This is a genomic window from Skermanella stibiiresistens SB22 (assembly GCF_000576635.1).
In the GTDB taxonomy this organism is placed as follows: domain Bacteria; phylum Pseudomonadota; class Alphaproteobacteria; order Azospirillales; family Azospirillaceae; genus Skermanella; species Skermanella stibiiresistens.
Genome location: NZ_AVFL01000037.1, coordinates 25,774 through 51,574, shown reverse-complemented (window position 1 = coordinate 51,574; position 25,801 = coordinate 25,774). Strand labels below are relative to the sequence as shown.

The 25,801-nt window shown below is 64.5% G+C and carries 29 protein-coding genes and 1 pseudogene; 18 read left to right on the top strand and 12 right to left on the bottom strand.

Translation table 11 applies throughout. The features are described from left to right. Nucleotides 1-70 precede the first annotated feature (70 nt). The 4 genes from N825_RS30710 to N825_RS30695 all read right to left on the bottom strand — a co-directional run bounded on the left by N825_RS30710 (nucleotide 71) and on the right by N825_RS30695 (nucleotide 3,938). Nucleotides 71-1,255 (bottom strand): Re/Si-specific NAD(P)(+) transhydrogenase subunit alpha, encoded by a 1,185-nt coding sequence (locus N825_RS30710; protein ID WP_037460176.1) that lies wholly within the window; start codon nucleotides 1,253-1,255, stop codon nucleotides 71-73. Between the two features lie 129 nt (nucleotides 1,256-1,384). Beyond that, nucleotides 1,385-2,314 (bottom strand): histone deacetylase family protein, encoded by a 930-nt coding sequence (locus N825_RS30705; RefSeq protein ID WP_037460175.1) that lies wholly within the window; start codon nucleotides 2,312-2,314, stop codon nucleotides 1,385-1,387. A 97-nt stretch (nucleotides 2,315-2,411) separates the two neighbouring features. After that, nucleotides 2,412-2,852 (bottom strand): CBS domain-containing protein, encoded by a 441-nt coding sequence (locus N825_RS30700; RefSeq protein WP_037460173.1) that lies wholly within the window; start codon nucleotides 2,850-2,852, stop codon nucleotides 2,412-2,414. A 63-nt stretch (nucleotides 2,853-2,915) separates the two neighbouring features. After that, nucleotides 2,916-3,938 (bottom strand): 2-dehydropantoate 2-reductase, encoded by a 1,023-nt coding sequence (locus tag N825_RS30695; protein ID WP_037460172.1) that lies wholly within the window; start codon nucleotides 3,936-3,938, stop codon nucleotides 2,916-2,918. Between the two features lie 311 nt (nucleotides 3,939-4,249). Here N825_RS30695 and N825_RS30690 point away from each other — a divergent pair, with 311 nt between their 5' ends. The 3 genes from N825_RS30690 (at nucleotide 4,250) to N825_RS30680 (ending at nucleotide 6,345) form a co-directional block, all read left to right on the top strand. Next, complete coding sequence (locus N825_RS30690) at nucleotides 4,250-4,939, top strand: GntR family transcriptional regulator (RefSeq protein WP_037460168.1); 690 nt, start codon at nucleotides 4,250-4,252, stop codon at nucleotides 4,937-4,939. Between the two features lie 39 nt (nucleotides 4,940-4,978). Continuing rightward, on the top strand, nucleotides 4,979-5,914 hold the full coding sequence (locus N825_RS30685; protein WP_037460166.1) for a LysR family transcriptional regulator: 936 nt from the start codon (nucleotides 4,979-4,981) through the stop codon (nucleotides 5,912-5,914). Nucleotides 5,915-5,985: 71 nt separating this feature from the next. After that, a complete protein-coding gene (locus N825_RS30680) occupies nucleotides 5,986-6,345 on the top strand; it encodes a zinc ribbon domain-containing protein YjdM (RefSeq protein ID WP_037460194.1) in 360 nt (119 codons plus the stop codon). A gap of 18 nt (nucleotides 6,346-6,363) precedes the next feature. Here N825_RS30680 and aztD read toward each other — a convergent pair whose 3' ends face one another. The 3 genes and pseudogenes from aztD to N825_RS41085 all read right to left on the bottom strand — a co-directional run. Continuing rightward, nucleotides 6,364-7,572: a zinc metallochaperone AztD gene (gene aztD / locus N825_RS30675; RefSeq protein ID WP_037460164.1), complete on the bottom strand. Its 1,209-nt coding sequence runs from the start codon at nucleotides 7,570-7,572 to the stop codon at nucleotides 6,364-6,366. Between the two features lie 239 nt (nucleotides 7,573-7,811). Continuing rightward, a complete protein-coding gene (locus N825_RS30670; protein WP_037460163.1) occupies nucleotides 7,812-8,855 on the bottom strand; it encodes a DUF4214 domain-containing protein in 1,044 nt (347 codons plus the stop codon). Nucleotides 8,856-8,909: 54 nt separating this feature from the next. After that, nucleotides 8,910-9,116 (bottom strand): annotated as a pseudogene (locus N825_RS41085) (hypothetical protein); the annotation flags it as partial. A gap of 106 nt (nucleotides 9,117-9,222) precedes the next feature. Between N825_RS41085 and N825_RS30665 the strand changes: the two are divergent. From N825_RS30665 to N825_RS30655, 3 genes are all read left to right on the top strand, one after another. After that, nucleotides 9,223-9,513: an SDR family oxidoreductase gene (locus tag N825_RS30665; RefSeq protein WP_037460162.1), complete on the top strand. Its 291-nt coding sequence runs from the start codon at nucleotides 9,223-9,225 to the stop codon at nucleotides 9,511-9,513. A gap of 134 nt (nucleotides 9,514-9,647) precedes the next feature. Continuing rightward, nucleotides 9,648-9,914 (top strand): hypothetical protein, encoded by a 267-nt coding sequence (locus N825_RS30660; protein WP_037460161.1) that lies wholly within the window; start codon nucleotides 9,648-9,650, stop codon nucleotides 9,912-9,914. A 354-nt stretch (nucleotides 9,915-10,268) separates the two neighbouring features. Continuing rightward, nucleotides 10,269-10,721, top strand: a complete 453-nt coding sequence (locus tag N825_RS30655; RefSeq protein WP_245613281.1) for a helix-turn-helix domain-containing protein — start codon at nucleotides 10,269-10,271, stop codon at nucleotides 10,719-10,721. A 31-nt stretch (nucleotides 10,722-10,752) separates the two neighbouring features. Here the strand turns inward: N825_RS30655 and N825_RS30650 are convergent, their stop codons facing one another. Further along, on the bottom strand, nucleotides 10,753-11,472 hold the full coding sequence (locus N825_RS30650) for a transposase (RefSeq protein WP_037460160.1): 720 nt from the start codon (nucleotides 11,470-11,472) through the stop codon (nucleotides 10,753-10,755). A gap of 692 nt (nucleotides 11,473-12,164) precedes the next feature. Between N825_RS30650 and N825_RS39320 the strand changes: the two genes are divergently transcribed. Next, the gene (locus N825_RS39320; protein ID WP_157619652.1) at nucleotides 12,165-13,325 is read left to right on the top strand and encodes a hypothetical protein; all 1,161 of its coding nucleotides are present in this window, start codon (nucleotides 12,165-12,167) and stop codon (nucleotides 13,323-13,325) included. A 200-nt stretch (nucleotides 13,326-13,525) separates the two neighbouring features. On the opposite strand, the gene N825_RS30645 is transcribed toward N825_RS39320, so the two are convergent. After that, nucleotides 13,526-13,813, bottom strand: a complete 288-nt coding sequence (locus tag N825_RS30645) for a hypothetical protein (RefSeq protein WP_037460159.1) — start codon at nucleotides 13,811-13,813, stop codon at nucleotides 13,526-13,528. A gap of 368 nt (nucleotides 13,814-14,181) precedes the next feature. Between N825_RS30645 and N825_RS38245 the strand changes: the two genes are divergently transcribed. Then, a complete protein-coding gene (locus N825_RS38245; RefSeq protein ID WP_084165204.1) occupies nucleotides 14,182-14,358 on the top strand; it encodes a DUF1810 family protein in 177 nt (58 codons plus the stop codon). Nucleotides 14,359-14,392: 34 nt separating this feature from the next. Here N825_RS38245 and N825_RS30635 read toward each other — a convergent pair whose 3' ends face one another. Continuing rightward, entirely contained in the window at nucleotides 14,393-14,686 is a 294-nt protein-coding gene (locus tag N825_RS30635; RefSeq protein WP_198038968.1) for a type II toxin-antitoxin system RelE/ParE family toxin, read from the bottom strand. Continuing rightward, nucleotides 14,683-14,961, bottom strand: coding sequence for a type II toxin-antitoxin system ParD family antitoxin (locus N825_RS30630; RefSeq protein ID WP_037460188.1), 279 nt, complete (start codon nucleotides 14,959-14,961; stop codon nucleotides 14,683-14,685). Before N825_RS30630 ends, N825_RS30635 begins: the two co-directional genes overlap by 4 nt. Before the next feature lie 225 nt (nucleotides 14,962-15,186). Here N825_RS30630 and N825_RS30625 point away from each other — a divergent pair, with 225 nt between their 5' ends. The 9 genes from N825_RS30625 (at nucleotide 15,187) to N825_RS30585 (ending at nucleotide 23,878) form a co-directional block, all read left to right on the top strand. Next, a complete protein-coding gene (locus N825_RS30625; RefSeq protein WP_037460155.1) occupies nucleotides 15,187-15,624 on the top strand; it encodes an antitoxin Xre/MbcA/ParS toxin-binding domain-containing protein in 438 nt (145 codons plus the stop codon). A 2-nt stretch (nucleotides 15,625-15,626) separates the two neighbouring features. Beyond that, nucleotides 15,627-16,109 (top strand): RES family NAD+ phosphorylase, encoded by a 483-nt coding sequence (locus N825_RS30620; protein ID WP_037460153.1) that lies wholly within the window; start codon nucleotides 15,627-15,629, stop codon nucleotides 16,107-16,109. Between the two features lie 123 nt (nucleotides 16,110-16,232). Further along, nucleotides 16,233-16,658 (top strand): DUF1810 domain-containing protein, encoded by a 426-nt coding sequence (locus N825_RS30615; protein ID WP_037460152.1) that lies wholly within the window; start codon nucleotides 16,233-16,235, stop codon nucleotides 16,656-16,658. A gap of 181 nt (nucleotides 16,659-16,839) precedes the next feature. After that, on the top strand, nucleotides 16,840-17,619 hold the full coding sequence (locus N825_RS30610) for a terminase small subunit (RefSeq protein WP_037460151.1): 780 nt from the start codon (nucleotides 16,840-16,842) through the stop codon (nucleotides 17,617-17,619). Nucleotides 17,620-17,723: 104 nt separating this feature from the next. Then, nucleotides 17,724-18,218 (top strand): formate dehydrogenase subunit gamma, encoded by a 495-nt coding sequence (locus N825_RS30605; protein WP_037460150.1) that lies wholly within the window; start codon nucleotides 17,724-17,726, stop codon nucleotides 18,216-18,218. After that, entirely contained in the window at nucleotides 18,215-19,777 is a 1,563-nt protein-coding gene (locus N825_RS30600) for a formate dehydrogenase beta subunit (RefSeq protein ID WP_037460149.1), read from the top strand. Before N825_RS30605 ends, N825_RS30600 begins: the two co-directional genes overlap by 4 nt. A 154-nt stretch (nucleotides 19,778-19,931) precedes the next feature. Further along, nucleotides 19,932-22,790: a formate dehydrogenase subunit alpha gene (gene fdhF, locus N825_RS30595; protein WP_037460147.1), complete on the top strand. Its 2,859-nt coding sequence runs from the start codon at nucleotides 19,932-19,934 to the stop codon at nucleotides 22,788-22,790. Next, the gene (fdhD, locus tag N825_RS30590) at nucleotides 22,790-23,608 is read left to right on the top strand and encodes a formate dehydrogenase accessory sulfurtransferase FdhD (RefSeq protein WP_037460145.1); all 819 of its coding nucleotides are present in this window, start codon (nucleotides 22,790-22,792) and stop codon (nucleotides 23,606-23,608) included. Before fdhF ends, fdhD begins: the two co-directional genes overlap by 1 nt. A gap of 27 nt (nucleotides 23,609-23,635) precedes the next feature. Further along, nucleotides 23,636-23,878: a formate dehydrogenase subunit delta gene (locus N825_RS30585; RefSeq protein ID WP_037460143.1), complete on the top strand. Its 243-nt coding sequence runs from the start codon at nucleotides 23,636-23,638 to the stop codon at nucleotides 23,876-23,878. A gap of 19 nt (nucleotides 23,879-23,897) precedes the next feature. Here the strand turns inward: N825_RS30585 and N825_RS30580 are convergent, their stop codons facing one another. After that, complete coding sequence (locus N825_RS30580) at nucleotides 23,898-24,419, bottom strand: DUF421 domain-containing protein (RefSeq protein WP_037460142.1); 522 nt, start codon at nucleotides 24,417-24,419, stop codon at nucleotides 23,898-23,900. 230 nt (nucleotides 24,420-24,649) lie between these two features. Here N825_RS30580 and N825_RS30575 point away from each other — a divergent pair, with 230 nt between their 5' ends. Beyond that, a complete protein-coding gene (locus N825_RS30575; RefSeq protein WP_084165203.1) occupies nucleotides 24,650-25,786 on the top strand; it encodes a cytochrome-c peroxidase in 1,137 nt (378 codons plus the stop codon). Nucleotides 25,787-25,801: the final 15 nt, after the last annotated feature.

Genomic DNA, 25,801 nt, shown 5'->3' with positions numbered 1-25,801 from the left:
GTACCCGACGAAGCAGGCCAGCGCGAAGACCGTCAGCCCGGTGATGAAGAAGCTGTGTTCGGCCATGGGCTCACGCTCCCACGCTGGCGGGTTGGGGAGAGGATGATGGGGCGGGCGCGAAGGTCTGGTGGACCACGGCGCCGTCGCGGGTCAGCGTCACCGCCTTGATGATCTCGTCGTCCCACGGCAGGGCGAACCGCTTCTCCGCGTCGAAGCACAGGTTCATCAGCGCCAGCAGGTTCTTGGCGTAGAGCATCGACGCGTCGACCGCGATGCGGCCCGGCACGTTGGTATGGCCGACGATCTTGACGCCGTGCCGCGTCACGATCTCGCCGGCGACCGAGCCCTCGACGTTGCCGCCCGCCTCGACCGCCAGATCGACGATCACGGCGCCCGGCTTCATGGTCGCGACCATGGCGTCGGTGACCAGACGCGGCGCCGGGCGGCCCGGGATCAGCGCTGTCGTCACGATGATGTCCTGCTTCCGGATCGTCTCCGCGATCAGGGCGGCCTGCTTGGCCTGATAGTCGGCGCTCATCTCCTTGGCGTAGCCGCCCGACGTCTCGGCCTGCTTGAACTCCTCGTCCTCGACCGCGACGAAGGTGCCGCCCAGCGACTGGACCTGCTCCTTGACCGCCGGCCGCACGTCGGTCGCCGACACCACGGCGCCCAGCCGCTTGGCGGTGGCGATCGCCTGCAACCCGGCAACGCCGACGCCCATGATCAGGGCCCGCGCGGGAGGCACGGTGCCGGCAGCCGTCATCATCATGGGAAAGGCCCGGCCGAACTCGTAGGCGGCGTCCAGCACGGCCCGGTATCCGGCGAGGTTGGCTTGGCTGGACAGCACGTCCATCGACTGCGCCCGGGTGATGCGCGGCGCCAACTCCATCGCCAGCGCGGTCACGCCGGCCTCGGCGTAGAGCGGCAGCAGATCGCGTGTGCCGTGGGGGTTGAGGATGCCGGCCAGCACGGCGCCGCGCTTGATCAGCGCCAGTTCGTCGATGTCGCCCTCGCCCGCCGTCAGCGGCGCCCGCACCTTCAGGATCACGTCGGCGTCGGCATAGACCGCCGCCGCGTCCGGCGCGATCTCCGCCCCGGCGTCGGCGAAGGCTTGGTCGGGGATCGACGCGCCGTCGCCGGCCCCACTCTCGACCACGACATCGGCGCCCAGGGCCTTGTATTTCTTGACCGTGTCGGGAGAGGCCGCGACCCGCCGCTCGGAGCCGCGCCTTTCCCGAGGGATTGCTATCTTCATGAGGTGCCGCTCCCTTGATGCTTGTTCTTGCTCCATGCCCCCGGCACTGGACCAGGATTTTGGGCATGGAGGGGCCGTCGCCGCGGCCGTTCGCCGACCGCGGTCAAGAAAACCAATGAAATCCGAAGCTTACGCCGCCATCAGTTCCCGCATGTGGGCGGCCAGGCTTTCCGCCAGACCATCCATCGAGTAGCCGCCCTCAAGCACCGAGACGATGCGGCCGCCGCAATGACGCCGCGCCACCGTCATCAACTCACGCGTCGCCCACGCGAAGTCGGCGGCCTCCAGGTTGATGTGGGCCAGCGGATCGCGGCGGTGGGCGTCGAACCCGGCCGAGATCATCAGCAGGTCCGGCTTGAAGGCTTCGACCGCCGGCAGCACGAAGTCCAGCATGCCGCGCTTGAACTCCGCCGAGCCGGTGAAGGCCGCCAGCGGCACGTTGACGACGTTGTCGTGGCTGCCCCGCTCCTCCCTGGATCCCGTGCCCGGATAGAACGGCCACTCATGGGTCGAGGCGAAGAACAGGTCGGCGTCGTCCTCGAACATCGCCTGCGTGCCATTGCCGTGATGGACGTCGAAATCGACCACCGCGACCCGCTTGACGCCATGCCGCTTGCGGGCGTGCTCGGCCCCGACGGCGATGTTGTTGAAGACGCAGAAGCCCATGGCGCGCGCCGGTTCGGCGTGATGGCCGCAGGGCCGGACGGCGCAGAAGGCGTTGTCGAACTCCCCCGCCACCACGGCGTCCACCGCGGCGCAGACCGCTCCCGACGCCCGTAGGATCGCCGACCGGGAGGTCGAGGACAGGACGGTGTCGGAATCCAGATGGACCCTTCCATGGCTCGGCACCGCCGCCAGCACCGCGTCGACATAGGCGCGCTCGTGCACGGCGGACAGTTGGTCCACCGTCGCTTCCGGCGCCTCGCGCTGGGGCAGCTTGGCGAAGTCGCCGGAACCCAGCACGTCCCAGACCGTGTCGATCCGGGCCGGACATTCCGGATGCCCCATGCCGGTGTCGTGCAGGCGGAAGTCGGGATGGGTGAGGATCAGGGTCGTCATGCTCGCACCGGTCCGCCGTTGTTCGAATTGGGATCACCGAACAGGGTGAACAGGCGGGGCGGGATGTCGGCTCCCGCCCCGCCTGTTCAACACACCATCAGTGCGCGTACGCTGGTGCCAGCGCCTCGTCGTCCTCGGCCATCTCGGCCAGGCGGATGCCGATGAAGTCGCGCACCCCCACCAGTCCGACCAGCGTGAAGCCGTCCAGCACCGGCACGTGCCGGATATGGTGGTCCCGCATCAACGTCAGCACATGCCGCAGGCTGTCGGTCGGCGCGCAGGTGATCAGGTTGCGGCTCATCAGGGCCGAGACCGGCATCTGCAACACCTTGGCGCCATGGGTCAGCAGATGATGGACGATATCCCGTTCCGAGAACATGCCGACGACGGTGTTGCCCTCGGTCCGGCAGACTTCCTTGACGACCAGCGCGCCGATGTTTTCCGCCCTCATCAGCTTGGCGGCGGTCTCGACCGTCTCGCCGGTGCGGACGGTGACGATCCGGTGGTTCTTCTTACGGAGAACGTCTTCGACTCTCATGACATTTCCTCCTGGTTATTGAAAGGCGGTCGCCCTTGTCCCGGGCGTTTTTGGTCTTGGGCGTTATTGCGCCGCCACCGCCGGCTGGGCCGGCTCGGGTTGGCGGGTCCGCGTGTAGCAGCCCGCGATCTCGCCGCGCTGCTTGACCAGCGCCAGCACCACGTCGATCGTCGGCGTCGGCACGCCGACCATGCGTCCCATCTCCTGGACCACGGTCAGCAGCGGATCGATCTCCATCGGCCGGTCACGCTCCAGGTCCTGGAGCATCGAGGTCTTGTGGGCCCCCACGGCGCCGGCCCCATTGATGCGCCGCTCGACATCGACCCGGAAATGGACGCCCAACCGGTCGCCGATCTCCTTCGCCTCCATCATCATCGCACGGGCGACGGCCCGTGTCTCGGGATCGGAGGTGATCACGTCCAGCGTCGCGTGGGTCAGCGCGCTGATCGGGTTGAAGCACAGGTTGCCCCACAGCTTCAGCCAGATCTCGTCGCGGATCTTGTCCAGCACGGGCGCTCGCAGGCCGCCGGCGGTCAGCGCCTCGGACAGCTTCATGACGCGGTCGGACGAGCTGCCATCCGGCTCGCCCAGGCTGAACTTGTCGCCGTAGACGTGCTTGATCACGCCGGGCTCGACCACCTCGGTGGCGGGATAGACGACGCAGCCGATCGCCCGCTGGGGACCGAATTCGGCCCATTGGCGGCCGCCGGGATCGACGCTCTCGACCACCCGGCCCTCGTATTCGCCGCCATGCTTGTGGAAGTACCAATAGGGAATGCCGTTGACGGCGGTGACGATCGCGGTGTCCGGCCCCAACAGCGGCAGGATCGACGGGATCGCGCCAGTGACGGAATGCGCCTTCAGCGCGATGATCACGTAGTCCTGCGGCCCCAGCTCCGCCGGATCGGCGCTGCACTTGGGATGGACCACGTCCTCGCCCTCGTCGGTGATCAGCTTGACGCCGTTCTCCCGCATGGCTTGGAGATGGGCGCCGCGCGCGACAAGGCTGACGTCCGCGCCGCCCTGGTGCAGGCGCACACCCATGTAACCGCCGATCGCGCCCGAGCCGAAAATGCAAATCCTCATGAGCGTCTCTCCCGATTGGTTTTATCAGCCCTTGTTTCCCCGGCCTTCAATCGCTTTGATCTTGGTATACATTATACTGTGTGTCAACAGACTTTCGGTTCACGCCCGATCGGAAGCCTGGGTCAATCCGCGCCTTGTAGGAGTATTGCGGTGCGGCGTATGAAGCGGTAGAAGGAATGCCGCTAGGGGTATAATGTATTACTAATGCGGTCGGCCAGATCCAGTCCCGGTTCGTGGCATGGCGTGGAACAAGATGGCCTTGGAAGCGGAACGCGGCGCGGCTCAACCAGAAAAGTAGAGGGTGACGGTCAATGACTGGTCCGACGTTGAATGTTCAGCCGCTGGATACCAGCACCAGTTTTCGCACTCAGGTCTATCATGCCCTGAAACAAGCGATCACGGAGATGGATATCTACGACCACAAGACGGAAATCCGCTTGGATGAGCGTCAGGTCAGCGAAAAGCTGGGCGTCAGCCGCACCCCGATCCGCGAAGCCATGACCTTGCTCGAGCAGGAGGGCTTCGTCCGCTCCCAGCCGCGCCGTGGCATCTTCGTGATCCGCAAGACCAAGCGCGAGATCATGGAGATGGTCACCGTCTGGGCCGCGTTGGAGAGCATGGCCGCCCGCATCGCCGCCGAGAAGGCCAGCGACGCGGACATCAAGGCGCTGCGCGAGCTGTTCAGCGACTTCGAGGGCAAGAAGCCGGCCGAGCACGTCAACGAGTACAGCGACGCCAACATCGCCTTCCACAAGGCGATCATCCGCATGAGCGGCTGCCAGCTGATCCAGGAGATCACGGAGAACCTGTTCATCCACATGCGGGCGATCCGCAAGCTGACGATCGGCCAGGACAACCGGGCGGAACGCTCGATCATCGACCACAAGAACATCATCGACGCGCTGGAGCGCCGCGACCCGGCGGCGGCGGAACAACTGGTCCGCGATCACACGCTGGGTCTGGCCAAGCACATCGACCAGCACGGCGACTTCCTGGACTGAGCCCCGGCGCTCGACACCCCCGCCCCCGGGCTCCGGGCCATGTTCCGCAAGTTCGTCTACCTGATGGCGCTGGCGCGCGAGCGGCATTTCGGCCGCGCCGCCGCCGCCTGCCACATCTCCCAGCCGACCCTGTCCAACGCGATCCGCCAGCTGGAGCAGGAGCTGGAGGTCACGATCGTCGAGCGCGGCCAGAAGTTCCAGGGCTTCACGCCGGAAGGCCACAAGGTCCTGGAATACGCCCGCCGCATCCTGGCCGAACGCGACGGCATGCGGCAGGAGCTGGGCGCCCTGACCACGGGCCTGACCGGCCGGCTCCGGCTCGGCGCCATCCCGACCGCGCTGCCGGCGGTGCCCCATCTGCTGGCCCCGTTCCGCGCGGAGCATCCCCAGACCACCGTGTCGATCCTGTCGCTCAGTTCCCGCGAGATCCAGCGCGAGCTTGACGAGTTCGATCTGGACGCCGGCGTGACATATCTCGACAACGAGCCATTGAGCCATGTCCGCATGGTGCCGCTCTACAGCGAGCGCTACTTCCTGCTGACCCGACGCGACGGCCCGTTCCAGGGCCGCGCCCACGTCACCTGGGCGGAGGCCGCGGGTTTGGATCTGTGCCAATTGACCCCCGACATGCAGAACCGCCGCATCGCCGACGCCGCCTTCCAAATGGCCGGCCACCCGGCCACCCCGGTGATCGAGACCAACTCGATGACCAGCCTGTTCACCCATGTCCGGCTGAACCTGTGCTCCAGCATCGTGGCGAGCCAGCTTCTGACGATCATGCCGCCCGACCCCGACCTGTCCATCCTCCCGCTGCGCTCGCCCGAGCTGGCGTATACCGTCGGCCTGGTCTATGCCGACCGCGACCCGCCCGCCCCCATGGCCCAGGCCCTCGCCGTCACCGCCAGGCGCCACGCCACCGCCGACGCCATAGCGGCGCACACCCGCGCCGTGCTGGAAGTCATGGGCATCGGCTGACGCGCGGCAGCTTTCCATGTCCATCGCCTCGCCTGTGCCCTAGGATGGCCGCCAAAGCGACGAGGAAGATGATGGAAACTCAATCGAATTGCCCGGAGTGCGGCTCCGAACACGTTTATCAGGACGGTGAGCTGTGGATCTGCCCGGAATGCGCCCATGAATGGAACCCTGGGACGGCGGCGCTCGACCCCGGCGCCGATGCCGCGCGGACCGTGGGCATCCGGGACGCCAACGGCAACCCGCTCGCCGATGGCGACACCGTGACGGTGGTCAAGGACCTCAAGGTCAAGGGCTCGTCATCCGTCCTCAAGGGCGGGACCAAGGTCAAGAACATCCGCTTGGTCGATGGCGCCGATGGCCACGATATCGCGTGCAAGATCGACGGCTTCGGCGCCATGAACCTGAAGTCGGAGTTCGTCAAGAAGGCCTGACGCCTGGCCCCTCGGCGATCAGTGCGAGGCGCCGGACCCGCCGACCGCGACGATGTTGTAGGGCCGTCCCGCCACCGGGATGGTCCGGGTTTCCTTCAGGGTCGCCGTGTCGACGACGCGGATCAGCCCCTTCAAGGGGTCCGTCACGGCGATGACGTCACCCGCGACAGCCAGACGCGGACGCGGATCGCGCCAATGGCCGTCCATGCCGTAGGGCTGCGTCAGCTGGACGCTGGCGGTGAGGCTGCCGGACAGGATGTTCAGGGTGTGCAGCCGGCCATCCTCCGTCAGGATGTAGGCTTGTTCCGACCGGACGGGATCGACCGCGAAATCGACGCGCCGGGTCGGCAGCTTGACGAGCCGGATAGCCTGGTCTTCCGACGGGTCGATCAGCACCACCGCCCCCGGTCCGAAATTGCCGAGGAAGTACTGGATCGCCGTGTCGCCCTTCAGGGTCGACACGCTGCCCTCCGGCAGGTCGGCGCCATAGGCCAGATGCTTGACGACCGGGCCGCCGCGGCCGGGCTCGACGACCAGGACGCCGGTCGAGCAGCCGATCGCCAGCAGGTCGCCGGAGGTCGCCTCGCCATGCAGGCCAGGGCAGTCATGGACCGGGCCGACCTGTTCGCCAGCGGAATCCACGACCCGCAACCCGATCGGCCGCTTCGACGGATCCTCCGGGTTCGGGACCGAGATCAGGACGTGATCGCCCAGGGGTGCGGCCAGGCCATGATGGGGTGCGGCGGATTTGATCGAGGCCGGCTGGTCCTCCGCCCCGTCGAGGAACCGCCGTTCGGTGACGATGTCGGCCCTGCCCTCGCCATCGTAGAAGATCGCGATCCGGCCATCATGCTCGACGAAATGCGAGGGCTTGCCGCCGGTCGCCGTCACCTTCAGCAACTCCGGCTCCGAGACGCGGAGGTCGTTGTGATCGCCGTGGTCCTCGATCTCGACGCCGCTGCCCAGGGCGGTGACGAGGTTGGCGTCACCTTGGACGGCGAACACGGTCCGGTTGCTATGGCTCTTGTACAGGCTCGCCGGAGCCTTGATGTCGAACCTGCCGACGGCCGCGTCGCTCTCCAGATCGATGGCGTGGACGACGGGATCACCATGCTCGGCGACGAAAAGCCGCCAGTGCTCATCCTCGGCGAGGACCGGGCTGGCGCCCAGAACCAGCAGGTTGACGGCCAACAGGCCGGACAGGCGCTTGCGGGCGGATGATCTCATCGACGGGAAACTCCGAAAAAGACAAATCGAGGCGGGCTGATCCCACGGGTGCCGGCGAACCAGCCCGGCACCCAGGAAGCGATCCCAATCCAGTAACGTTATAACGTTACATTAACCAAGCCGCCAATCAACCCTGGAAAGCTCGCGCGGCGTCCCACATCAACGATGGTCCGCCCCCAGTTGTCCCGTTTCCCGTTTTCCGGATCGTCATTCCGCGCGGCCTCGGACGCCCACCGCCCTCAGAGCAGCCATATCCCATCGTCGATGTAGGGAGCGAGTTTGATCTGGTGTTCGACCGACTCGGAGAAGCCCAGCACAACGGCGTCCCGGCTGTTTCCAGCCCTCAAGCTGTCGCTCCAGGCTTCCACGCCGGGGGCGTCCCCTTCCCTGTCGAGAACGTTGCGATACAGCTGCCGCACGAAGCCCGTATCGTCCAGGGCGCCGTATTTCCGCTGGAACTCCGGCGATCCCATGAAGCCATTCGCCGCCTGCTGAAGCGGCACGCCGGCCTTGACGGCGTTGGTCCACGCCGTCAACCCTTCCGCGTCGGGCATGCGGTCCAGCGTCGTGTCGTACAGCCTGGCCACCATGGCCGCCTGATCGTCGCCCACCCAGAGGCCCCGCTCGACCCCGGCGCGTGTCGCCTGGACATTCTCAAGTGACTCGGAGAAGCCAAGAACCAACTCGGAACGGCTCATGCCGTTCGCCAGGGCGTTGACCCATGCGTTGAAGCCCTCCGGATCGGGATCCCGGTGCAGGACGTTGTCGTACATCAGATCGACGAAGCCGCCATCATCGACATTGCCATACTTGATTTGGAACTCGGGCGACGCGGTGAGGCCATCGGCGGCCTGTCGGAGGGTCAGCGCTCCCTTTTCCACCGCGACCAGCCAGTTCTTCAGGCCGCCCGAGTCCGGCGCGCGATCCAGGGTGGCGCCGTACAGCCGATAGATCTGTGCCGCGACATCTCCGCTGTCCGTGCGGAATTCGCCATCCGTGAAGACCAGCCGCTCGATATTCTCGACCGCGACGGCCCCGCCTCCAAACGACACCGCGTCCGTGCGCCCCTGTCCTAGGGAGATGGAATAGCCGCGCTGGGGAGCCGCCCAGATGGCGGTGTCCACCGGATTGACGCCATTCTCGAACCGATGCTCGTAGGTTTCGACGATGACATCCCGGGGGTTGTCGACGAGATAGATGTCGCTTTTCGTCCCGCCCCGCATGCGGTCGGCGCCGGGGCCGCCGTCGAAGTAGGCTCCCGAAAAGGCTGGCCCGGTGATCAAGTCATCGCCGCCGCCGCCGTGGAACCGGGTTCCCTCTCCAAATCCCGAGAGCGTGTCGTTCCCATCCTCGCCATAAAGACGGTCAGCTTCCGCTCCGCCTTCTATGGCATCACCTCCAGGTCCTCCCCAAATGAAATTGACGGAGAAAAAACCACCTTTAAGAAAGTCGCTACCCTCGTATCCGTAAATATCATTCCTTCCATTGAACTCCGAAGGTCCAACAAGATTGTTATTACGGGAATCACCGCGAATTAGCGCCATTGTAGTTCGTGCCCGAGAGTTGCCATAGCCATTTACCAATCAGTTACACACCAAAATTGGTTTTGTCCTTAACGATTTTGGGCAGGCTGATCTGTACCGAAGAGACGTGGTGGGATGCTCCGGACTGAAGCCGATCAGCTCACAAAACCGGGGACAGACCACCTTTTCCGCCGAAGCGCCCTCCGTCGCCTTGGCGGAACGCCTCGCCGACCAAGCGGGCACCGACCACGAGGGCGGCAAGCGGATCATCATGGACTCACTCGGCGGCATCCCCCTCGGCCGCCCCTCGAAGCCCGCCGAGGTCGCCAACCTGATCGCCTTCCTGGCCTCCCCCCGCGCCGCCTCGATCACCGGCACCGAATACGTCATCGACGGCGGCACCATCCCGACCGCGTGACCGCCGGACGCGCGGGAGCTCTCCGGACAGCCCCCGCGCGAACCGCCCAAGCCCCTCAATCCCCTAAAATTAACATTGAATACCCCAGAAACGCCTGCCAGAGTTCCCCGTCGGCGATTCGGGAAAGTCCTCACATGCGTTCCTTCCGAACCCTCCTGCTCATGGTCGCGGTTTCGGCCTTGCTCACGGCCTGCGCGACCCAGCCGATGGACGCATCCCTTCACGATGCACCCGGTTTCTTCAGCGGGATCTGGCACGGCTTCATCCTGCCCCTGTCGCTCGTCGCCGGTTTGGTGAACGACTCCCGCATCTACGCCTATCCCAATACCGGCTGGGTCTACGACCTGGGCTTTTTCCTGGGAGTTGGCGGGCTGGCGGGCGTCGGTTTCATGCGTAAATAGCGGCAGACGAACCACCGCGCCGACGCCAAGCGAAGTCCTGTTGAACCGGAGCCCAGCCGTCCAGTCATGCCGCCCCGTCTCCGGATCAATGGAGCCGGAGTGCTCGGACCCAAGTTCAGCGCCCCCTGTCCACCACCCTGCTGGAGAACCTGACGCACACCCGGATCGGCAAAATTCCAGTGGGGCGACACGCCGCCGTTCATGGCAATTATCTCATCCTGTACGCCGAACGCACTGACAGGTTGGTGATCGAGCGAATTGTGCATGGTGTGCGGGATTTGGATAATCTGGATCAATAGCCACGGCTCCATCGGCGGTGGAGGGTGCCCCATCCGTCATGGCGACTGGCGCGCCGTGTTCGAGATCGACGGGACAGCCCTTGTGATCACCGTGCTGAAAGTTGGAAACCGTGAACGAGGTCCACCGATAAACGCACTACCTATCAGGCCCATCGCCAAGACGGCGGACAGCGTCACGCCGAGTCGAGCCGACTTCGAAATCCTTGCCGAGTTGGAGAGCGATGCCCAGGACTTGGCCGACGCCGACGCGGTGAAGACGCGCTTGGCCACCGGTGAAACCGATACGTTCCCCTTCGTGGTCGCGGAGCGCCTGCTTGATGGCGAGCATCCGGTGACGGTGTCGCGCGAACATCGGGCGTTCACGGTGCGCGGACTGGCGGAAGCGGCCGGGGTGTCACCGTCGTACCTGTCGGAAATCGAGCCGGGCAAGAAGCCGGGGAGCTTCGACGCGATGGCCCACCTTGCCGCGGCGCTTCGCGTACCGTTGGCCCTTCTGGTACGAGCGTGATCGGCCCCATGCTGGAAACCGCCTAACCCTATCACTCCGCCCTCCCCGCCAGCTCCGCGTCGGCGGAAGTCCTTGGCGGGCGGCCGCGTCTCGGAGGCTCGACCCGGCGGCCAAGGGCACGTTCGACCTGTTGGCGGAAGCGGTCGGTGCCGGGCACCCAGCCTCTTTGCGTCGCGTCGCGGATCGTCTCCACCTGTTCGTCGTTTAGGCCGGGGCCGAACAGTTCGAGATACGCGGCCCGGCGGGCGGCAAAGGTAGCGCCGAGTGCCGTATAGGTCGCGTGGTCACGAAGCAGCGGGTCTCTGTGGCCAAGGGCGTTGTGCCGGTAGCTCGACCAGGGGTAGTCCTCGGGCCGGGAAACCAGCTTGGCGCGGACCGGGTTGGATTCGACGTAGCGGTGGCAGACGAGCACATAGCTCTCGCTGTCGAGGATGGTCGATTTGTACCGCCCCTCCCACAGCGTCCCCGTGCGGCGGTACTCCCGGTTGACATGCGAGACATAGCGCCGCCCAACCGACTGCATGAGACGCGGGATCGAGTCGGCCCCTCCGGCGGTGATGACCAGATGGAAATGGTTTGTCATGAGTACGTAGGCATGAAGGATGCAGCCTTCGGCAGCCACCGCCTCGCCCAGCCATTTCAGGAAAGCCAGCCGGTCGTCATCGCTGAAGAACACCGCCTGCCGGTTATTGCCGCGCTGCACGATGTGGTGCGTCTGGTGTGGCAGAATGAGGCGAGTGGGGCGCGGCATGGCGGGAATCTCTGTTGTCAGGAGAGGACGATGGCATGGAGCGGGAGGGTTGGTCAATAATTCACTCTGACCCCTTTTCTCTCTCCTCTGACCCCTTTTCTCTCTCTCTCTTCTGACCCCTTTTCTCTCTCTCTTTTTCAAGGCTGCGACCTCGTGTCACCGCCTTGCTGTGCCAGGAGAGTAGGTCGCAGCTCCGAGATTGATTGCACTATTTAGAACCGTCATATAATCTGCTGTGCAACTTTCGTTCACAATGTTGGTAATATCATGCCGGATGGAACCGCGACTGAGGCAGGGGTGTAGTTCCCTCCGAACCTTTCAGGTAAATCTTATATTGCGGTGTTTAAACACAGAGGTAATGGCGCAAAGCAGCATAAATCAGTATGGCACATCAGTGTCCCTCCAGTCCTTGAGTATGATATTTTTTGTTCTGCCGATAGAACAGGGTGGGAGTGTAGCGCTGGACACATATGGGGCTTTCACAATGAGGCAAAAACAGTGCTAGGAACCAGAGGGCAGCGATTAGCCAAATTTCCTTGCCCTCAGAACGGTACTGATCCGTGGCATGGATATCCAATCACAACCATGGACCAAGAGCTAGGTGATCAACCCCCTGATGAGTTGGTCGAGAAGTGGATGGCAGAGCGCGCCATTGACCGCACTACAGGCCGCCGAATTCAAAGAAGCAAATTATGAAAATAGTGAGATTGAAGTTCCCAGGAAACTATGAAGATGCCTACGTTTACATGGGTTGGTTAAATATTGTTACATGCAATAGAGAACTGCAGTGCATTAATCTTGACTATGTCGCCAGAGATATAGATGCTGGGGATAATTCCGAGCGGCCCGTAGCCACATTTGCGTTTGCTAGAAATGATTGGCTCTCGAGTGAGAGCACTCGTGAGCTCCTCAAAAACCCTGGAGTTCATCGAGAGTTTTTTAATGCATTTGACCATTTTCCTCGCGATTATGAAGTTTCACTGAAAAAAGGTCAATACTCACAATTTCATCATATCCCCATAAAGTCATCGGTCATGTTGGACTTAATGTTTTATAATCATAGACTTTATATTGGCGGTAATGATGGCTTGTTCCATATTGATATTGACTGGGAACTGATGGATGTGGGCCAGTTATCCGAGAAGAGACATGATTATAGGTGTGGAAATTTGTCAGCTAAGTTTGGGATGATTAATTCATCTTGCGGAGGCGAGGGGCTTCACGCATGCTTTGATGATTTTCATATTTATGATACGGGTTCGAAGGAACGTAAGTTCCGGAAAATTGCCGATAAATCGGTAAGAACCTCGTGGGTGGATTCTGGTATTGCTAATTATGCGAGTAATTCTAATGTCGATTTATATCAAACAACCCGTAGTAAAGTGAGTAAAAGCGTAGAGGGTGACAAACAGCTTGCCACTGATGTATCTGGATCTGGCGCTGGTTTAGGGTATTTTATAAAAGAAACGCTACGTCAACATGATGTGGTTGAAAATAGCATTCAGTATTATTTTAACAATAACCGTTTCTTTTTTGTCCATACTTATGATGGTAAGTTCTATTGCTTTGAAACAAGGAAAAATCCAAAAGGAGACATCAACATATTTTTTACAAGAACACAAAAGGCAGAACAGTCCAGGATACTAAGCGCCCATCCTGTTAAAGAAGGCCTAATAATAGAGACAGATGATAGAGTTTTCTTGTTCTCAGAAGATCGATGGTGGACAATTTTCGAAGGTCCTGTCATATCAGTTCGCACATTCAGAAAATCAAAAAGGTTTCAAAACCTTGTTGCCATAACTCACGAAGAGGGTGTAGAGGTGATCAGTATCATAGATGAAAATTCGTTCTAGATATTTATTCACATGATGTCCATCTCTCGCACTAGAGATGAACCAAAATGGCGTATAGCTACGGTAAATGCCGATTAATTACCTCGAACTTTAGCAAATCTGCGAGCAGACTCTATAAGAGAGCGGACTTTAACTCTACGCGCGAGGAACAAAGGGGTCAGGATCACGGAACAAAGGGGTCAGAGTGATTAAACCCTGGCTCACCGATCGTCCCAGGCATCGCGTTCCGCCGAGATATCGGCGTCCATGCTTTCGCGGCTGCGGCCTTGAAGGCAAGGACCTGATGTTCCCAACAGGATGTCCCATACTCCGGGCCGGTTGCCAGCACCAGGGGTTGGCTGGGTCTTCAAACGGGAATATTCGGCTTCGGTCAGCACAACATAAGCCAGTTGGTCGTCCTTGATAACGTGTACCGGCCCCTTATCGAGCTTCTTCTCCAGAGCCGCCAAACCCCGTCTCGCTATTTCGCTGTCGGAGATGGTCTGCATGTCGGTTCCGCTACTCAATGGCGATATTCGCGCCGGGTCACGAATAGGATAGCGCATCGGCGATCATAGCGGAACCGGGCATAAGCCCCCTCACCCCGTCGCCGTGCTCCCCAGCCCGCTCGTCACCATCGCAGCAGCCCGCCGCACCAGTGCCCCCAGCGCCGCGACGCGTGCTCCGAGATCGAGACAAGGAGTCGCAAAGATCGACACTCGGACCCCGCGCGTCTTGGCCGAACGCTTTCCCCGCCGTGATCTCTTCATCATGCCTCTGTTATCCAAGGTACGATCAGCCCAGCCGCGACGAGCACGATCACCGCCGACATTACCATGAACACCGTTGCCAACTGCTCCCCACCCCGGACACCGCCATGACCACCGCCCACAACCTCGATCGCTTCGTCCAAGCCCAAGAGCCCGTCATCGCGGAAGTGCGCCGGGAACTTGAGTCCGGCCGCAAGAGCAGCCACTGGATGTGGTTCGTGTTCCCCCAGATGGAGAAAAGGGGTCAGGATGGAGAAAAGGGGTCAGAAAAGGGGTCAGAGTGAATTATTATGCCACCCATCGCCGATGAGACCATGGCTACCGATTCAAACCATCCAAGTCCCGCGCACCTTGCGCAATCCGCTCGATCACCAACCTGTCATTGCGTTCGGCGTACAGGATTAGGTAACTGCTATGAACGGCAGCGCCTATACCTGAACCGAACTCGTCACGAAGCGGGAAAGCGCGGGGCTGTATGGCGATTCGTTTGCACCGCGCCACCAGTTCACGGGTGAAACTGAGCGCACGCTTTGGATTGCCTTGACCGATGTAGTCCGCGATCGCTTCAAGATCGATCTCCGCCGCTCCGGAAAACTCGACTGGCAGCGTCACTCATCACCCTGCGTTTCGGCCTGGTCGCTCATAGCCGTGTACTTCGCCTCCAGTCGACTGAGAACTTCGTCGGCCGGCGTGGTGCGGCCATCTTTGCGGCTCGCTTCGATTGACTGGCGGATTTCCGCGATTTGGAGTTGGCGGAGATTTTCCCGGTCTTCAAGCATGCGCAGGCCGTCACGAACGACTTCGGAAGCGTTGTTGTACCGGCCGCTCCTAAGTTGCTCATCTATGAAGTTCTCAAAATGGCCGCCGAGGGCGAAACTGCGAGGCATGGTCATCTCTCCCACTGAGTTAGATAACTGTTATCATCAATTATCTTTTTGCGCTACGGTTTGGTGGAACAACCCCTCAGCGTGAGACGCTAAGAATCAAGCCCTTTTTCCCCCACCCCGGCGCAGTCCCCACCCACCTTCCCCATCACCCGCCTACCCCAACCTGCCCCCTCGCGATTGGATCATCTGATCCCGTATAGTGGCATCAAATGATCGGAGTTCGCCATGCAAGTTCAGGAAATCGTCGCCGTCATGGGAGGCCGCGTGATGTTCGGACGCGCGGTGACCACCGCCCTGGATTTGCAGCGCGGACTCGGCGAGGCGGTGAGGCTCGGCGCGCTCGACCGCGTTGTCGGGAGGGTCTACACCGATCCGATGGCTCGGCGTGGCTTGATGAATCGGATTGTTCCGCAGGGCACGCTCAAGCGGCGGCTCCGCGAGGGGCGGCTTTCTCCGGCGGAAAGCGAGCGCACCGCACGTTTGGCCAATGTGATCGCCCATGCCGAGTATGTCTGGCGCAACGAGGACGATGCCCGGCAGTGGCTGACCACGCCGCACCCTGAACTCGGTGACCGTCTCCCCATCGAAGTGGCCGTCGATGAATTCGGCGCGCGACACGTCGAAGACATCCTGGAAGCGATCCTTCAAGGCCTGCCAGCCTGAACATGCCGTCGCACCCGACCGGGCCGCTTACGGCCTTCCGGATCGCCGATGACCGCTTTCCTTTGCTGGACGGCGGCGGCGCCTTCAAAATTGGCGGACACTGGAACAGCAAGGGGCGCTACGTCGTCTATGCGGGGCTCGGCTTCGCCACCGCCATGTTGGAGAAGCTGGCGCATACTCGGATCGGCAAAATTCCTGTGGGGCAACACTTCGCCGAAGTTTTCATTCCCGGCCGGATCGCGATCGAAGAAGTCGGTCCAAGCGATGTTTCCGGATGGGCCGACCCTGATCACGTGGCAAGTCGCGCTTACGGCGATGCGTGGTACGACAGCCGGCGTTCCGCGGTCTTGGTCGTACCATCACACCCGGCCATGGGCTTCGAGCGCAACGTGCTTATCAACCAACCGCACCCTGACTTTGCCGACATCCGGGCGGCACGGTCGAGGCAAGTACCATGGGACGCGCGGCTGTTCGCGCCGTCATGATGAATTCAGCATAAGGTCCCGGGACGGACCCCCATTAATCGAATGCCCACGCGGGATCGCCGATCGCCGCCACCCACACTATGATCAACTCGACGCCCACCCGCCACCACCCCGGACACAGCCATGACCACCCACAACCTCGACCGCTTCGTCCAAGCCCAAGAGCCCGTCATCGCGGAAGTGCGCCGGGAGCTGGAGTCCGGCCGCAAGAGCAGCCACTGGATGTGGTTCGTGTTCCCGCAGATCGCCGGGCTGGGGCACAGCGCCATGGCCCAGCGCTACGCCATCGCCTCGCTGGACGAGGCGCGGGCCTACCTGGATCACCCCGTCCTCGGCCCGCGCCTGATCGAGCTGACGCGGCTGGTCAATCGCGTGCCGGACAGGTCCGTCCACGCAATCTTCGGCAGCCCGGATGATCTGAAGTTCCACTCGTCGATGACGCTGTTCACCCAGGCGCGGCCGGGCGAGCCGGCGTTCCAGGAAGCGCTGGACCGCTATTTCTCCGGAGCCCTGGACCAGGGAACCCTCGCGGAGCTCGCGCGGTCATAGAACCGCGCGCCTGGCCCCGCCGCCGTCCCAGCCACCGCCCAGGACGGTCGGAAAACTCCTGCTGATCTCGGGCGCCCTGCTGCCGCCGATCACGCCCAGCACATCGCCGCCAGTCTTGCCACCTGATGCAAAATAGGATAATTTTCCACAGACATTCCTATCCACCCCGAAGGCGCCCGCCATGAAGCCCTCACCACCCGCCGCCCCCGCCTCCCGCCCTCGCCTGACCTCCCGCCAAGAAGCCTTCTGCGAGGCGATGTCGTTCAATGTCGGCGGCGCGGAGGCGGCGCGTCGGGCGGGGTATTCGGCCAATGGCGCCAAGCAGCGCGGCGCCTTTCTCATGCGCCAGCCGGAAATCCGCATCCGCGTTGACGAAATCCGCACCGCCCGGTGCGTCCAACACCAAGCCCACCTGGACGAGGCCGACGAGCAAGTCGGCTGGGTGATCGAGGACGCGTTCGAGACCAAGCGACCGGCCCTGGCCCTTCGCGCCATCGAGTTCCGCCTGAAGCTGCGCGGCGTGATCCAGGACAAGCGCATCGCCCATCACCATCACGGCGCCCTCGACAGCCGCCCGCACCCCGACGCCGATCTGGAGAGCCTTCCCGGCGATCCGGAAGAGGACCTTGATCCCATCCGCTTCCGCCCCGGCTTTGTTCCGGAGCCGGCTGCCGAACCCATACCCAGCGCCACCCCCGAGCCCGAAATCGAGCCCGAAACCGAGGATGACCCGGCCCTCTCCGAGGATGACCTCATGGCCCGGATAGTGACCAATGGTTACCTTTCCGCTGAACTTGCCAGGGTCACCGCCCATTTCGCGGCCCTGAAGGCCTCCACCGCCCCGGCATCTGTCCCAGCACCGTTCCCGGCATCAGCCCCGGCACCGCTCCCCGCGTCACCGCCGCCCTTCAGCCCCCACGCCCACGGCATCCCCGCCCAACAGGTCGCGGCGATAGCCTAACCCTATCACTCAATCAACATTTGAAATTTGCCAAATCAAGCCGCCCATCCTCATCCTCCCTCCCACGCCGGAGAAATACATAATACCAGCAGGGGAGAAACGGGATGGCGGATCATGCGCCGTGGACGCGCGACAAGGCGCTGGCGATCGTGGAAAGCTATCGGGGTCAGCGGGGCAGCCTGCTGCCGATCCTCCATGACCTTCAGCACGAATTCGGCTTCATCGACGACCAAGCCGTTCCCCTGCTCGCCAACGCGCTCAACCTGTCGCGGGCGGAAGTGCATGGCGTCATCAGTTTCTATCATGATTTCAAGCGCGAGCCGCAGGGTCGCACCGTGGTCAAGGTCTGCCGGGCCGAGGCCTGCCAAGCCGTCGGCGCCGACCGGTTGGTCGAGCACGCGGCCCGCCGGCTGGGCGTACCGCTGGGTGGCACCCGCGCCGACGGCGCCGTGACGCTGGAAGGCGTCTTCTGCCTGGGCAATTGCGCGCTCGGCCCCACCGTCATGATCGACGACCACCTGCATGGCCGGGTCGACGCCAACCGGTTCGACGCCCTCGCGGCTCCCCTCGCGGCACAAGTTTCCGGAGACGCGCGATGATCACCATCTACGTCCCCCGCGACGCCGCGGCGCTGTCCGTGGGCGCCGACCAGATCGCCGCCCTGATCCGGATCGAAGCCGACCGGCGCGGCGCCGACATCCAAATCGTCCGCAACGGCTCGCGCGGCATGCTCTGGCTGGAGCCGCTGGTCGAGGTCGCGACCCCCGAGGGCCGCGTCGCCTATGGCCCGGTCACCGCCGCCGACGTGCCCGCCCTGTTCGACGCCGGTTTCCTCACGGGCGCCCCCCAGCCGCCCCATCCTCTCCACCTCGGCCCGACCGAGGAGATCCCCTACCTGAAGAACCAGGAACGCCTGACCTTCGCCCGCTGCGGCGTGATCGACCCGTTGTCGGTCGACGACTACCGCGAGCACGGCGGTTTCGCCGGGCTGGAACGGGCGCTGGCGATGACGCCGGAGCAGGTGATCGCCGAGGTCACCGAGTCCGGCCTGCGCGGCCGCGGCGGCGCCGGGTTCCCGACCGGCATCAAGTGGAAGACCGTCCACGACGCGGTGGCCGACGAGAAGTTCATCTGCTGCAACGCCGACGAAGGCGACAGCGGCACCTTCGCCGACCGCATGATCATGGAGGGCGATCCCTTCATCCTGATCGAGGGCATGACCATCGCGGCCATCGCGGTCGGCGCCCGCCAAGGCTACATCTACATCCGGTCCGAATACCCCCACGCCATCGCCACCCTGCGCGACGCCATCACGGCGGCCTATGTCGAGAACTGGCTGGGCGACGGGATCCACGGCAGCGCGCACAGCTTCGACCTGGAGGTGCGCGTCGGCGCCGGCGCCTATATCTGCGGCGAGGAGACCGCCATGCTGGAAAGCCTGGAGGGCAAGCGCGGCATGGTCCGGGCCAAGCCGCCGCTGCCGGCGCTGGAGGGCTTGTTCGGCAAGCCGACCGTCGTCAACAATGTCCTGTCGCTGACCTCCGTGCCGGTCATCCTGGCGCGCGGCGGCGCCTTCTACCGCGACTTCGGTGTCGGCCGGTCACGCGGCACCCAGCCGTTCCAGCTCGGCGGCAACATCCGCCACGGCGGCATCGTCGAGAAGGCGTTCGGCATCACCCTGCGCGAGCTGCTGTACGATTTCGGCGGCGGCACCGCGTCGGGCCGGCCGATCCGCGCGGTCCAGGTCGGCGGCCCGCTGGGCGCCTACCTGCCGCCCGAGCATTTCGACACGCCGAAGGATTACGAGGCCTTCGCCGCGCGCGAGGCGATGGTCGGCCACGGCGGCATCGTGGTGTTCGACGACACCGTGGACATGGCCATGCAGGCCCGCTTCGCGATGGAGTTCTGCGCCGCCGAATCCTGTGGCAAATGCACGCCCTGCCGGATCGGCGCCGTCCGCGGCGTCGAGATCCTGGACCGCGTGCTGGCCGGCGGCGCCTCGCCCAAGCAGCTGACCCTGCTGGAGGGTTTGTGCGAGGTCATGGCCGACGGCTCGCTCTGCGCCATGGGCGGCTTGACCCCGATGCCGGTGCGCAGCGCCCTGAAGCATTTCCCCGAGGATTTCGACCGTCCGGCCGCCGCACTCGCCGCCGAGTGAGCGATCGTAGGTCGGCTAGAGCGAAGCGGCAGCCGACACCGCGACCGGCGCGCCTGCTTGTCGGGTGCCGCTTCGCTCTACCCGACCTACGGATTCCTCCATCGTCACGGGCACCCACACACCGCCGAGCGACCCTTTCGAAAGGACCACCGACATGACGGCGATCACGATCAAGCAGATGGATTACGGAACGCCCCAGCGCGTGTCCGAGACCAGCGTCACCCTCGACATCGACGGCCGCGCCGTGACGGTGCCGGCCGGCACCTCGATCATGCGCGCCGCCGCCGAGGCCGGCGTCAACGTTCCCAAGCTGTGCGCCACCGACAGCATCGAAGCCTTCGGCTCGTGCCGCCTGTGCATGGTCGAGATCGAGGGACGGCGCGGCACGCCCGCCTCCTGCACCACGCCGGTGGCGCCCGGGATGAAGGTCAAGACCCAGTCGACCAAGCTGGAGCGGATGCGGCGCGGCGTGATGGAGCTCTACATCTCCGACCACCCGCTCGACTGCCTGACCTGCCCGACCAACGGCGACTGCGAGCTTCAGGACATGGCCGGCGTCGTCGGCTTGCGCCAGGTGCGCTACGGCTTCGACGGCGCCAACCACCTGAAGGCGGAGAAGGACGAGAGCAATCCGTATTTCACCTTCGACCCCAGCAAGTGCATCGCCTGCTCGCGCTGCGTGCGCGCCTGCGCCGAGACCCAGGGCACCTTCGCGCTGACCATCGAGGGCCGGGGGTTCGACAGCAAGGTCTCCGCCAGCGCCGCCGAGAGCTTCATGGAGTCGGAATGCGTCTCGTGCGGCGCCTGCGTCCAGGCCTGCCCGACCGCTACCCTGATGGAGAAGTCGGTCATCGAGCATGGCCTGCCCGAACACTCGGTCCAGACCACCTGCGCCTATTGCGGCGTCGGCTGCTCGTTCCGCGCCGAGATGCAGGGCGACACGGTGGTCCGCATGGTGCCGGACAAGGAAGGCGGCGCCAACGAGGGCCATTCCTGCGTCAAGGGCCGCTTCGCCTGGGGTTACGCCACCCACCAGGACCGCATTTACAACCCGATGATCCGGGAGAGGATCACCGATCCGTGGCGCGCCGTGTCGTGGCCGGAGGCGATCTCCTACGCCGCCGCGCGTCTACTTGCCGTCCAGGCGAAATACGGCAAGGGCTCGATCGGCGGCATCACCTCGTCCCGTTGCACCAACGAGGAGGTCTTCGTGGTGCAGAAGATGGTCCGCGCCGCGTTCGGCAACAACAACGTCGACACATGCGCCCGGGTTTGCCACTCGCCGACCGGCTACGGGCTCAAGCAGACCTTCGGCACCTCGGCCGGCACCCAGGACTTCGCCAGCGTCGATGACAGCGACGTCATCCTGCTGATCGGCGCCAATCCGACCGACGGCCATCCCGTGTTCGGCTCGCGCATGAAGAAGCGGCTGCGCCAGGGCGCCAAGCTGATCGTGATGGATCCGCGCCGGATCGATCTGGTCCGCAGCCCCCACGTCAACGCCCAGTTCCACCTCCAGCTTCGGCCCGGCGCCAACGTCGCCGCCGTCAATGCGATGGCCCACGTGATCGTGACCGAGGGTCTGGTCGACGAGGCCTTCGTGACCGAGCGGTGCGATCTGGTCGAGTTCGACCGCTGGCGGAATTTCATCGCCGAGACGCGCAACAGCCCCGAGGAGACCGAGGCGCTGACCGGCATTCCCGCCGCCGACATGCGCGCCGCCGCGCGGCTCTACGCCACGGGAGGCAACGGCGCCATCTATTACGGCCTGGGCGTCACCGAGCACAGCCAGGGCTCGACCATGGTGATGGGCATGGCGAACCTCGCGATGGCGACCGGCAACATCGGCCGCCGGGGCGTCGGCGTCAATCCGCTGCGCGGCCAGAACAACGTGCAGGGCTCGTGCGACATGGGCTCCTTCCCGCACGAGCTGGCGGGCTACCGCCACGTCTCCGACGACGCGGTGCGGCAGGTGTTCGAGGAGGTCTGGCAGGCGGCGCTCGATCCGGAGCCGGGCCTGCGCATCCCCAACATGTTCGACGCCGCGGCCGAAGGCACCTTCATGGGACTGTTCGTCCAGGGCGAGGACATCGCGCAGTCCGACCCCAACACACATCACGTGACCTCCGCGCTGGAGGCGATGGAATGCGTCATCGTGCAGGACCTGTTCCTGAACGAGACGGCGACCTTCGCCCACGTCTTCCTGCCCGGCACCTCGTTCCTGGAGAAGGACGGCACCTTCACCAACGCCGAGCGGCGCATCAACCGGGTGCGCCCGGCGATGGCGCCCAAGACCGGCAAGGCGGAATGGCAGGTGATCTGCGATCTGGTCACCGCGATGGGCTATTCCATGCGGTACGACAACGCGGCGCAGATCATGGACGAGATCGCCCGGCTGACCCCCACCTTCCGCGGCGTCAGCTTCGAGAAGCTGGACCGGCTGGGCAGCCTGCAATGGCCGTGCGACGACGCGGTGCCGCTCGGCACGCCGCTGATGCATGTCGATGGCTTCATCCGCGGCAAGGGCCGCTTCATGATCACCGAGTTCGTGGCGACCGAGGAGCGCACGTCCCGCTACTTCCCGCTGATCCTGACCACCGGCCGCATCCTCAGCCACTACAATGTCGGCGCTCAGACGCGGCGCACCGCCAACGTGGCGTGGCACCCGGAGGACATGCTGGAGATCCACCCCCACGACGCGGAGGAGCGGGGTGTCCGCGACGGCGACCTGATCTCGCTGGCCAGCCGCGTCGGCGGCACGACCTTGCGGGCCAGGATCTCCGACCGGATGCCGCAAGGCGTCGTCTACACCACCTTCCACCATCCGGTGACCGGCGCCAACGTGGTCACGACCGAGCATTCGGATTGGGCGACCAATTGCCCGGAATACAAGGTGACGGCGGTGCAGGTGACGCGGAGCAACCAGCCCTCGGACTGGCAGGTCCAGTATGAGAGCGACGGCATCGAGCGCCGCCGGATCGCTCCCGCCACGCCGAGCCAGGCGGCAGAGTGATGACCGCGACCGCCGCGACCGTTACGGGGGGCCGGACCTCCACCTGTTCCACCGTCGCCACCGGCTCCGGCTTCCGGGCCGGGGGCGGGGCGGCGGAGGCGGTGATGTGGCAGGTGCCGGAGGAGGTTCCGGTCGCCATCCTCTACAACGGCCGCTCGCACGCCGTGATGATGGCGACCCCCGCCGACCTGGAGGACTTCGCCGTCGGCTTCAGCCTGGGCGAGGAGATCCTGAATAGTGGCGCCGACGTGCAGGGCGTCACGGTCGAGACGCAGGCCGCCGGCATCTCGGTCGATCTGGCGGTGGACAAGATGCTGATGGCGCGCCGGGCGCTGCGCAAGCGGTCGATGGAGGGCCGATCGGGCTGCGGGCTGTGCGGGGCGGAGAGCCTGGAGGGTGTCATCCGCAAGCCGCGCCCGGTGCGGGCCGGGTTCGAGCCGACCTCGGCGGCGGTGCTGGCCGCCTTCGCCGGGCTGCCCGGCTTCCAGGCGATGAACCGGGCCAACCGCTCGGTCCACGCCGCCGCGTGGTGCGACCCGTCCGGCCGCATCCTGCTGGCCCGCGAGGACGTCGGCCGCCACAACGCGCTGGACAAGATGATCGGCGCGATTGTGCGGGGCGGCCTGGACCCGTCGTCCGGCTTCGCGGTGATGACCAGCCGGTGCAGCTTCGAGCTCGTCCAGAAGGCGGCGGCCGTCGGCATCCCGCTGCTCGCCACCTTCTCGGCCCCGACCTCGCTCGCCCTCGATCTCGCCCGGCAGGCCGGCATGGTGCTGGGCGCCATGTCGCGCGCCGAGAGCGTCGTGCTGTTCCACTGATCATAGTAGCGCAAAGGAGAGCCGACCGTGCAGCCCAAGGACATGATCCGCATGGCGAACCAGATCGCCACCTTCTTCAAATCCTATCCCCACGACGAGGCCGTGACCGAAACCGCCGGCCACATCAAGGCCTTCTGGGACCCGCGCATGCGGAAGGCGCTGTACGCCCATGTGGCGGCCGGCGGCGAGGGCTTGGACGATCTCGTGCGCGAGGCGGCCCGCATGCTGCCCTCGATCCCGGTGGAGGTGCCGGTGGCTTCGGATGGGTGAAACGGCGGGGTGGCCGGTATCAGGCGGTCCCGCTCGGCATCGGCACGTTCGCCAGGGCCGAGGTGGAGCCATCGGGCGACGGCCCGACGACGCTGAAGCTGCCATCGGTTTCCAGCACGACCGCCTCGACCTGCTCCAGGCTGGCGTGGCCGCTGGACCGGACGGCGGCCATCACCTCGTCCGGCGCCACCCTGGTGTCGACCAGGGCCTCGTCGAGGATCCTGCCCTTGTGCAGCAGCAGGGTCGGCTTGGCCTTGACGATGTCGCGGACCACCTGCCAGCGGACGGAGGCCCAGGCGACCAGCATCTGAAGGAAGACCAGCACGGCGAAGCCAAGGATGCCCTCCGCCAGGGCGACGCTCTCCGACAGCAGGATCGTCGCCAGCGTCGAGCCCAAGGCCACCGTGACGATCAGGTCGAACGCGTTCATCTTCGACAGCGTGCGCTTGCCGGTGACGCGCAGGAGCAGGACGATGGCGACATAGGCCAGCACGCCAACCACGACCGTTCTCAGCAGGCCTGTCCAATCGTCGAAAAACATTGGTGTTCCTCATGGGTCGGGGGGCGGGGATCGTTCGACAACAAGGCCCGGCGACGAAACGTTGCCGGTTGGATGGCTGGACAGGCCGTCCCGCGAACTGTTCGTGGACACAACCATGACGTGAGGCGGCTTGTCGCATGACCTTCCGGTCAGCGTCCGAAATCGCCGTCCGGGTGTAGCCTTTTCCGGTTCGCCGCCAATCGGCGGTTGAGCCAGGAGGGAACACCATCATGCCTGACACAGTCATCCCGAAGCGTGGATCAGGTCGAAAACCAGTCGCCGGCGCCCGGTGGATCATCGTCGCCCTAGGTTTGCTCGCCTCGCTTCCCACGACCCCGGCGCATGCGGAAGCATCCGCCGACGCCCGACTGCTCGAGCGGGCCAAGGGCCTGTTCGAGCCGATCCCGACCGCGCCGCCGCAACTGCCCGGCAACGTCTCGACACCGGAAAAGGTCGAGCTGGGCAAGATGCTCTTCTTCGAGCCGCGCCTGTCGGCCAGCTGGTTCATCAGCTGCAACTCGTGCCACAACCTCGCGACCGCCGGCGTCGACCTGCAACCGGCGTCGATCGGCCATGGCTGGAACCGCGGCGGCCGCAACGCGCCGACGGTGCTGAACTCGGTCTTCAACTTCGCCCAGTTCTGGGACGGCCGCGCCAAGGACCTGATGGAGCAGGCCCAGGGGCCGGTCCAGGCGGCGGTGGAGATGAACAGCAAGCCGGCCGACGTCGTGGCCTTCCTCAACGCCGTGCCCGAATACGGCGTCCGGTTCTCCAAGGTCTTTCCGGACGACAAGGAGCCGGTCAGCTTCAAGAACATGGCCCGCGCGATCGAGGTCTACGAGGCGACCCTGATCACGCCGAACGCCCGGTTCGACAAGTTCCTGCGTGGCGATCTGGCGGCGCTGACCGGGCGCGAGAAGACGGGGCTGGACCTGTTCATGGACAAGGGCTGCTCGGCCTGCCACAACGGCATCAACCTGGGTGGCAACAGCTACCAGCCGTTCGGCGTGATGGCGAAGCCCGGCGCCGAGATCCTGCCCGAGGGCGATCCGGGCCGGTTCCAGGTGACCAAGACGGCGACCGACGAGTACGTCTTCAAGGTGCCGACGCTCCGCAACATCGTGCTGACGCCGCCCTACTTCCACAGCGGCAAGGTGTGGGACGTCGAACAGGCGGTGGCAGTGATGGGCAGCTCGCAATTGGGAGCGACGCTGAGCGGCGATGAGATCGCCGCGATCGCCGACTTCCTGGATAGCCTCAACGGCGACATGCCCAAGACGGATCTGCCGATCCTGCCCGCCATCGCCTCCGGCGGCCCGGCGCCGCATCTTCGCCCGGCGCTGCCGGAAATGCGGCCGCGGGAGTGAGCCGGAACGGTTCGG

Coding starts and splice junctions, on each gene's coding strand:
- N825_RS38245 (WP_084165204.1), top strand. CDS start 14,182: ATGACCACCGCCCACAACCTCGATCGCTTCGTCCAAGCCCAAGAGCCC.
- N825_RS39320 (WP_157619652.1), top strand. CDS start 12,165: ATGAAAATAGTGAGATTGAAGTTCCCAGGAAACTATGAAGATGCCTAC.
- N825_RS30600 (WP_037460149.1), top strand. CDS start 18,215: ATGATCACCATCTACGTCCCCCGCGACGCCGCGGCGCTGTCCGTGGGC.
- N825_RS30645 (WP_037460159.1), bottom strand. CDS start 13,813: ATGCAGACCATCTCCGACAGCGAAATAGCGAGACGGGGTTTGGCGGCT.
- fdhF (WP_037460147.1), top strand. CDS start 19,932: ATGACGGCGATCACGATCAAGCAGATGGATTACGGAACGCCCCAGCGC.
- N825_RS30705 (WP_037460175.1), bottom strand. CDS start 2,314: ATGACGACCCTGATCCTCACCCATCCCGACTTCCGCCTGCACGACACC.
- N825_RS30605 (WP_037460150.1), top strand. CDS start 17,724: ATGGCGGATCATGCGCCGTGGACGCGCGACAAGGCGCTGGCGATCGTG.
- N825_RS30695 (WP_037460172.1), bottom strand. CDS start 3,938: ATGAGGATTTGCATTTTCGGCTCGGGCGCGATCGGCGGTTACATGGGT.
- N825_RS30710 (WP_037460176.1), bottom strand. CDS start 1,255: ATGAAGATAGCAATCCCTCGGGAAAGGCGCGGCTCCGAGCGGCGGGTC.
- N825_RS30660 (WP_037460161.1), top strand. CDS start 9,648: ATGCGTTCCTTCCGAACCCTCCTGCTCATGGTCGCGGTTTCGGCCTTG.
- N825_RS30630 (WP_037460188.1), bottom strand. CDS start 14,961: ATGCCTCGCAGTTTCGCCCTCGGCGGCCATTTTGAGAACTTCATAGAT.
- N825_RS30580 (WP_037460142.1), bottom strand. CDS start 24,419: ATGTTTTTCGACGATTGGACAGGCCTGCTGAGAACGGTCGTGGTTGGC.
- N825_RS30620 (WP_037460153.1), top strand. CDS start 15,627: ATGCCGTCGCACCCGACCGGGCCGCTTACGGCCTTCCGGATCGCCGAT.
- N825_RS30680 (WP_037460194.1), top strand. CDS start 5,986: ATGGAAACTCAATCGAATTGCCCGGAGTGCGGCTCCGAACACGTTTAT.
- N825_RS30575 (WP_084165203.1), top strand. CDS start 24,650: ATGCCTGACACAGTCATCCCGAAGCGTGGATCAGGTCGAAAACCAGTC.
- aztD (WP_037460164.1), bottom strand. CDS start 7,572: ATGAGATCATCCGCCCGCAAGCGCCTGTCCGGCCTGTTGGCCGTCAAC.
- fdhD (WP_037460145.1), top strand. CDS start 22,790: ATGACCGCGACCGCCGCGACCGTTACGGGGGGCCGGACCTCCACCTGT.
- N825_RS30700 (WP_037460173.1), bottom strand. CDS start 2,852: ATGAGAGTCGAAGACGTTCTCCGTAAGAAGAACCACCGGATCGTCACC.
- N825_RS30650 (WP_037460160.1), bottom strand. CDS start 11,472: ATGCCGCGCCCCACTCGCCTCATTCTGCCACACCAGACGCACCACATC.
- N825_RS30685 (WP_037460166.1), top strand. CDS start 4,979: ATGTTCCGCAAGTTCGTCTACCTGATGGCGCTGGCGCGCGAGCGGCAT.
- N825_RS30690 (WP_037460168.1), top strand. CDS start 4,250: ATGACTGGTCCGACGTTGAATGTTCAGCCGCTGGATACCAGCACCAGT.
- N825_RS30610 (WP_037460151.1), top strand. CDS start 16,840: ATGAAGCCCTCACCACCCGCCGCCCCCGCCTCCCGCCCTCGCCTGACC.
- N825_RS30625 (WP_037460155.1), top strand. CDS start 15,187: ATGCAAGTTCAGGAAATCGTCGCCGTCATGGGAGGCCGCGTGATGTTC.
- N825_RS30615 (WP_037460152.1), top strand. CDS start 16,233: ATGACCACCCACAACCTCGACCGCTTCGTCCAAGCCCAAGAGCCCGTC.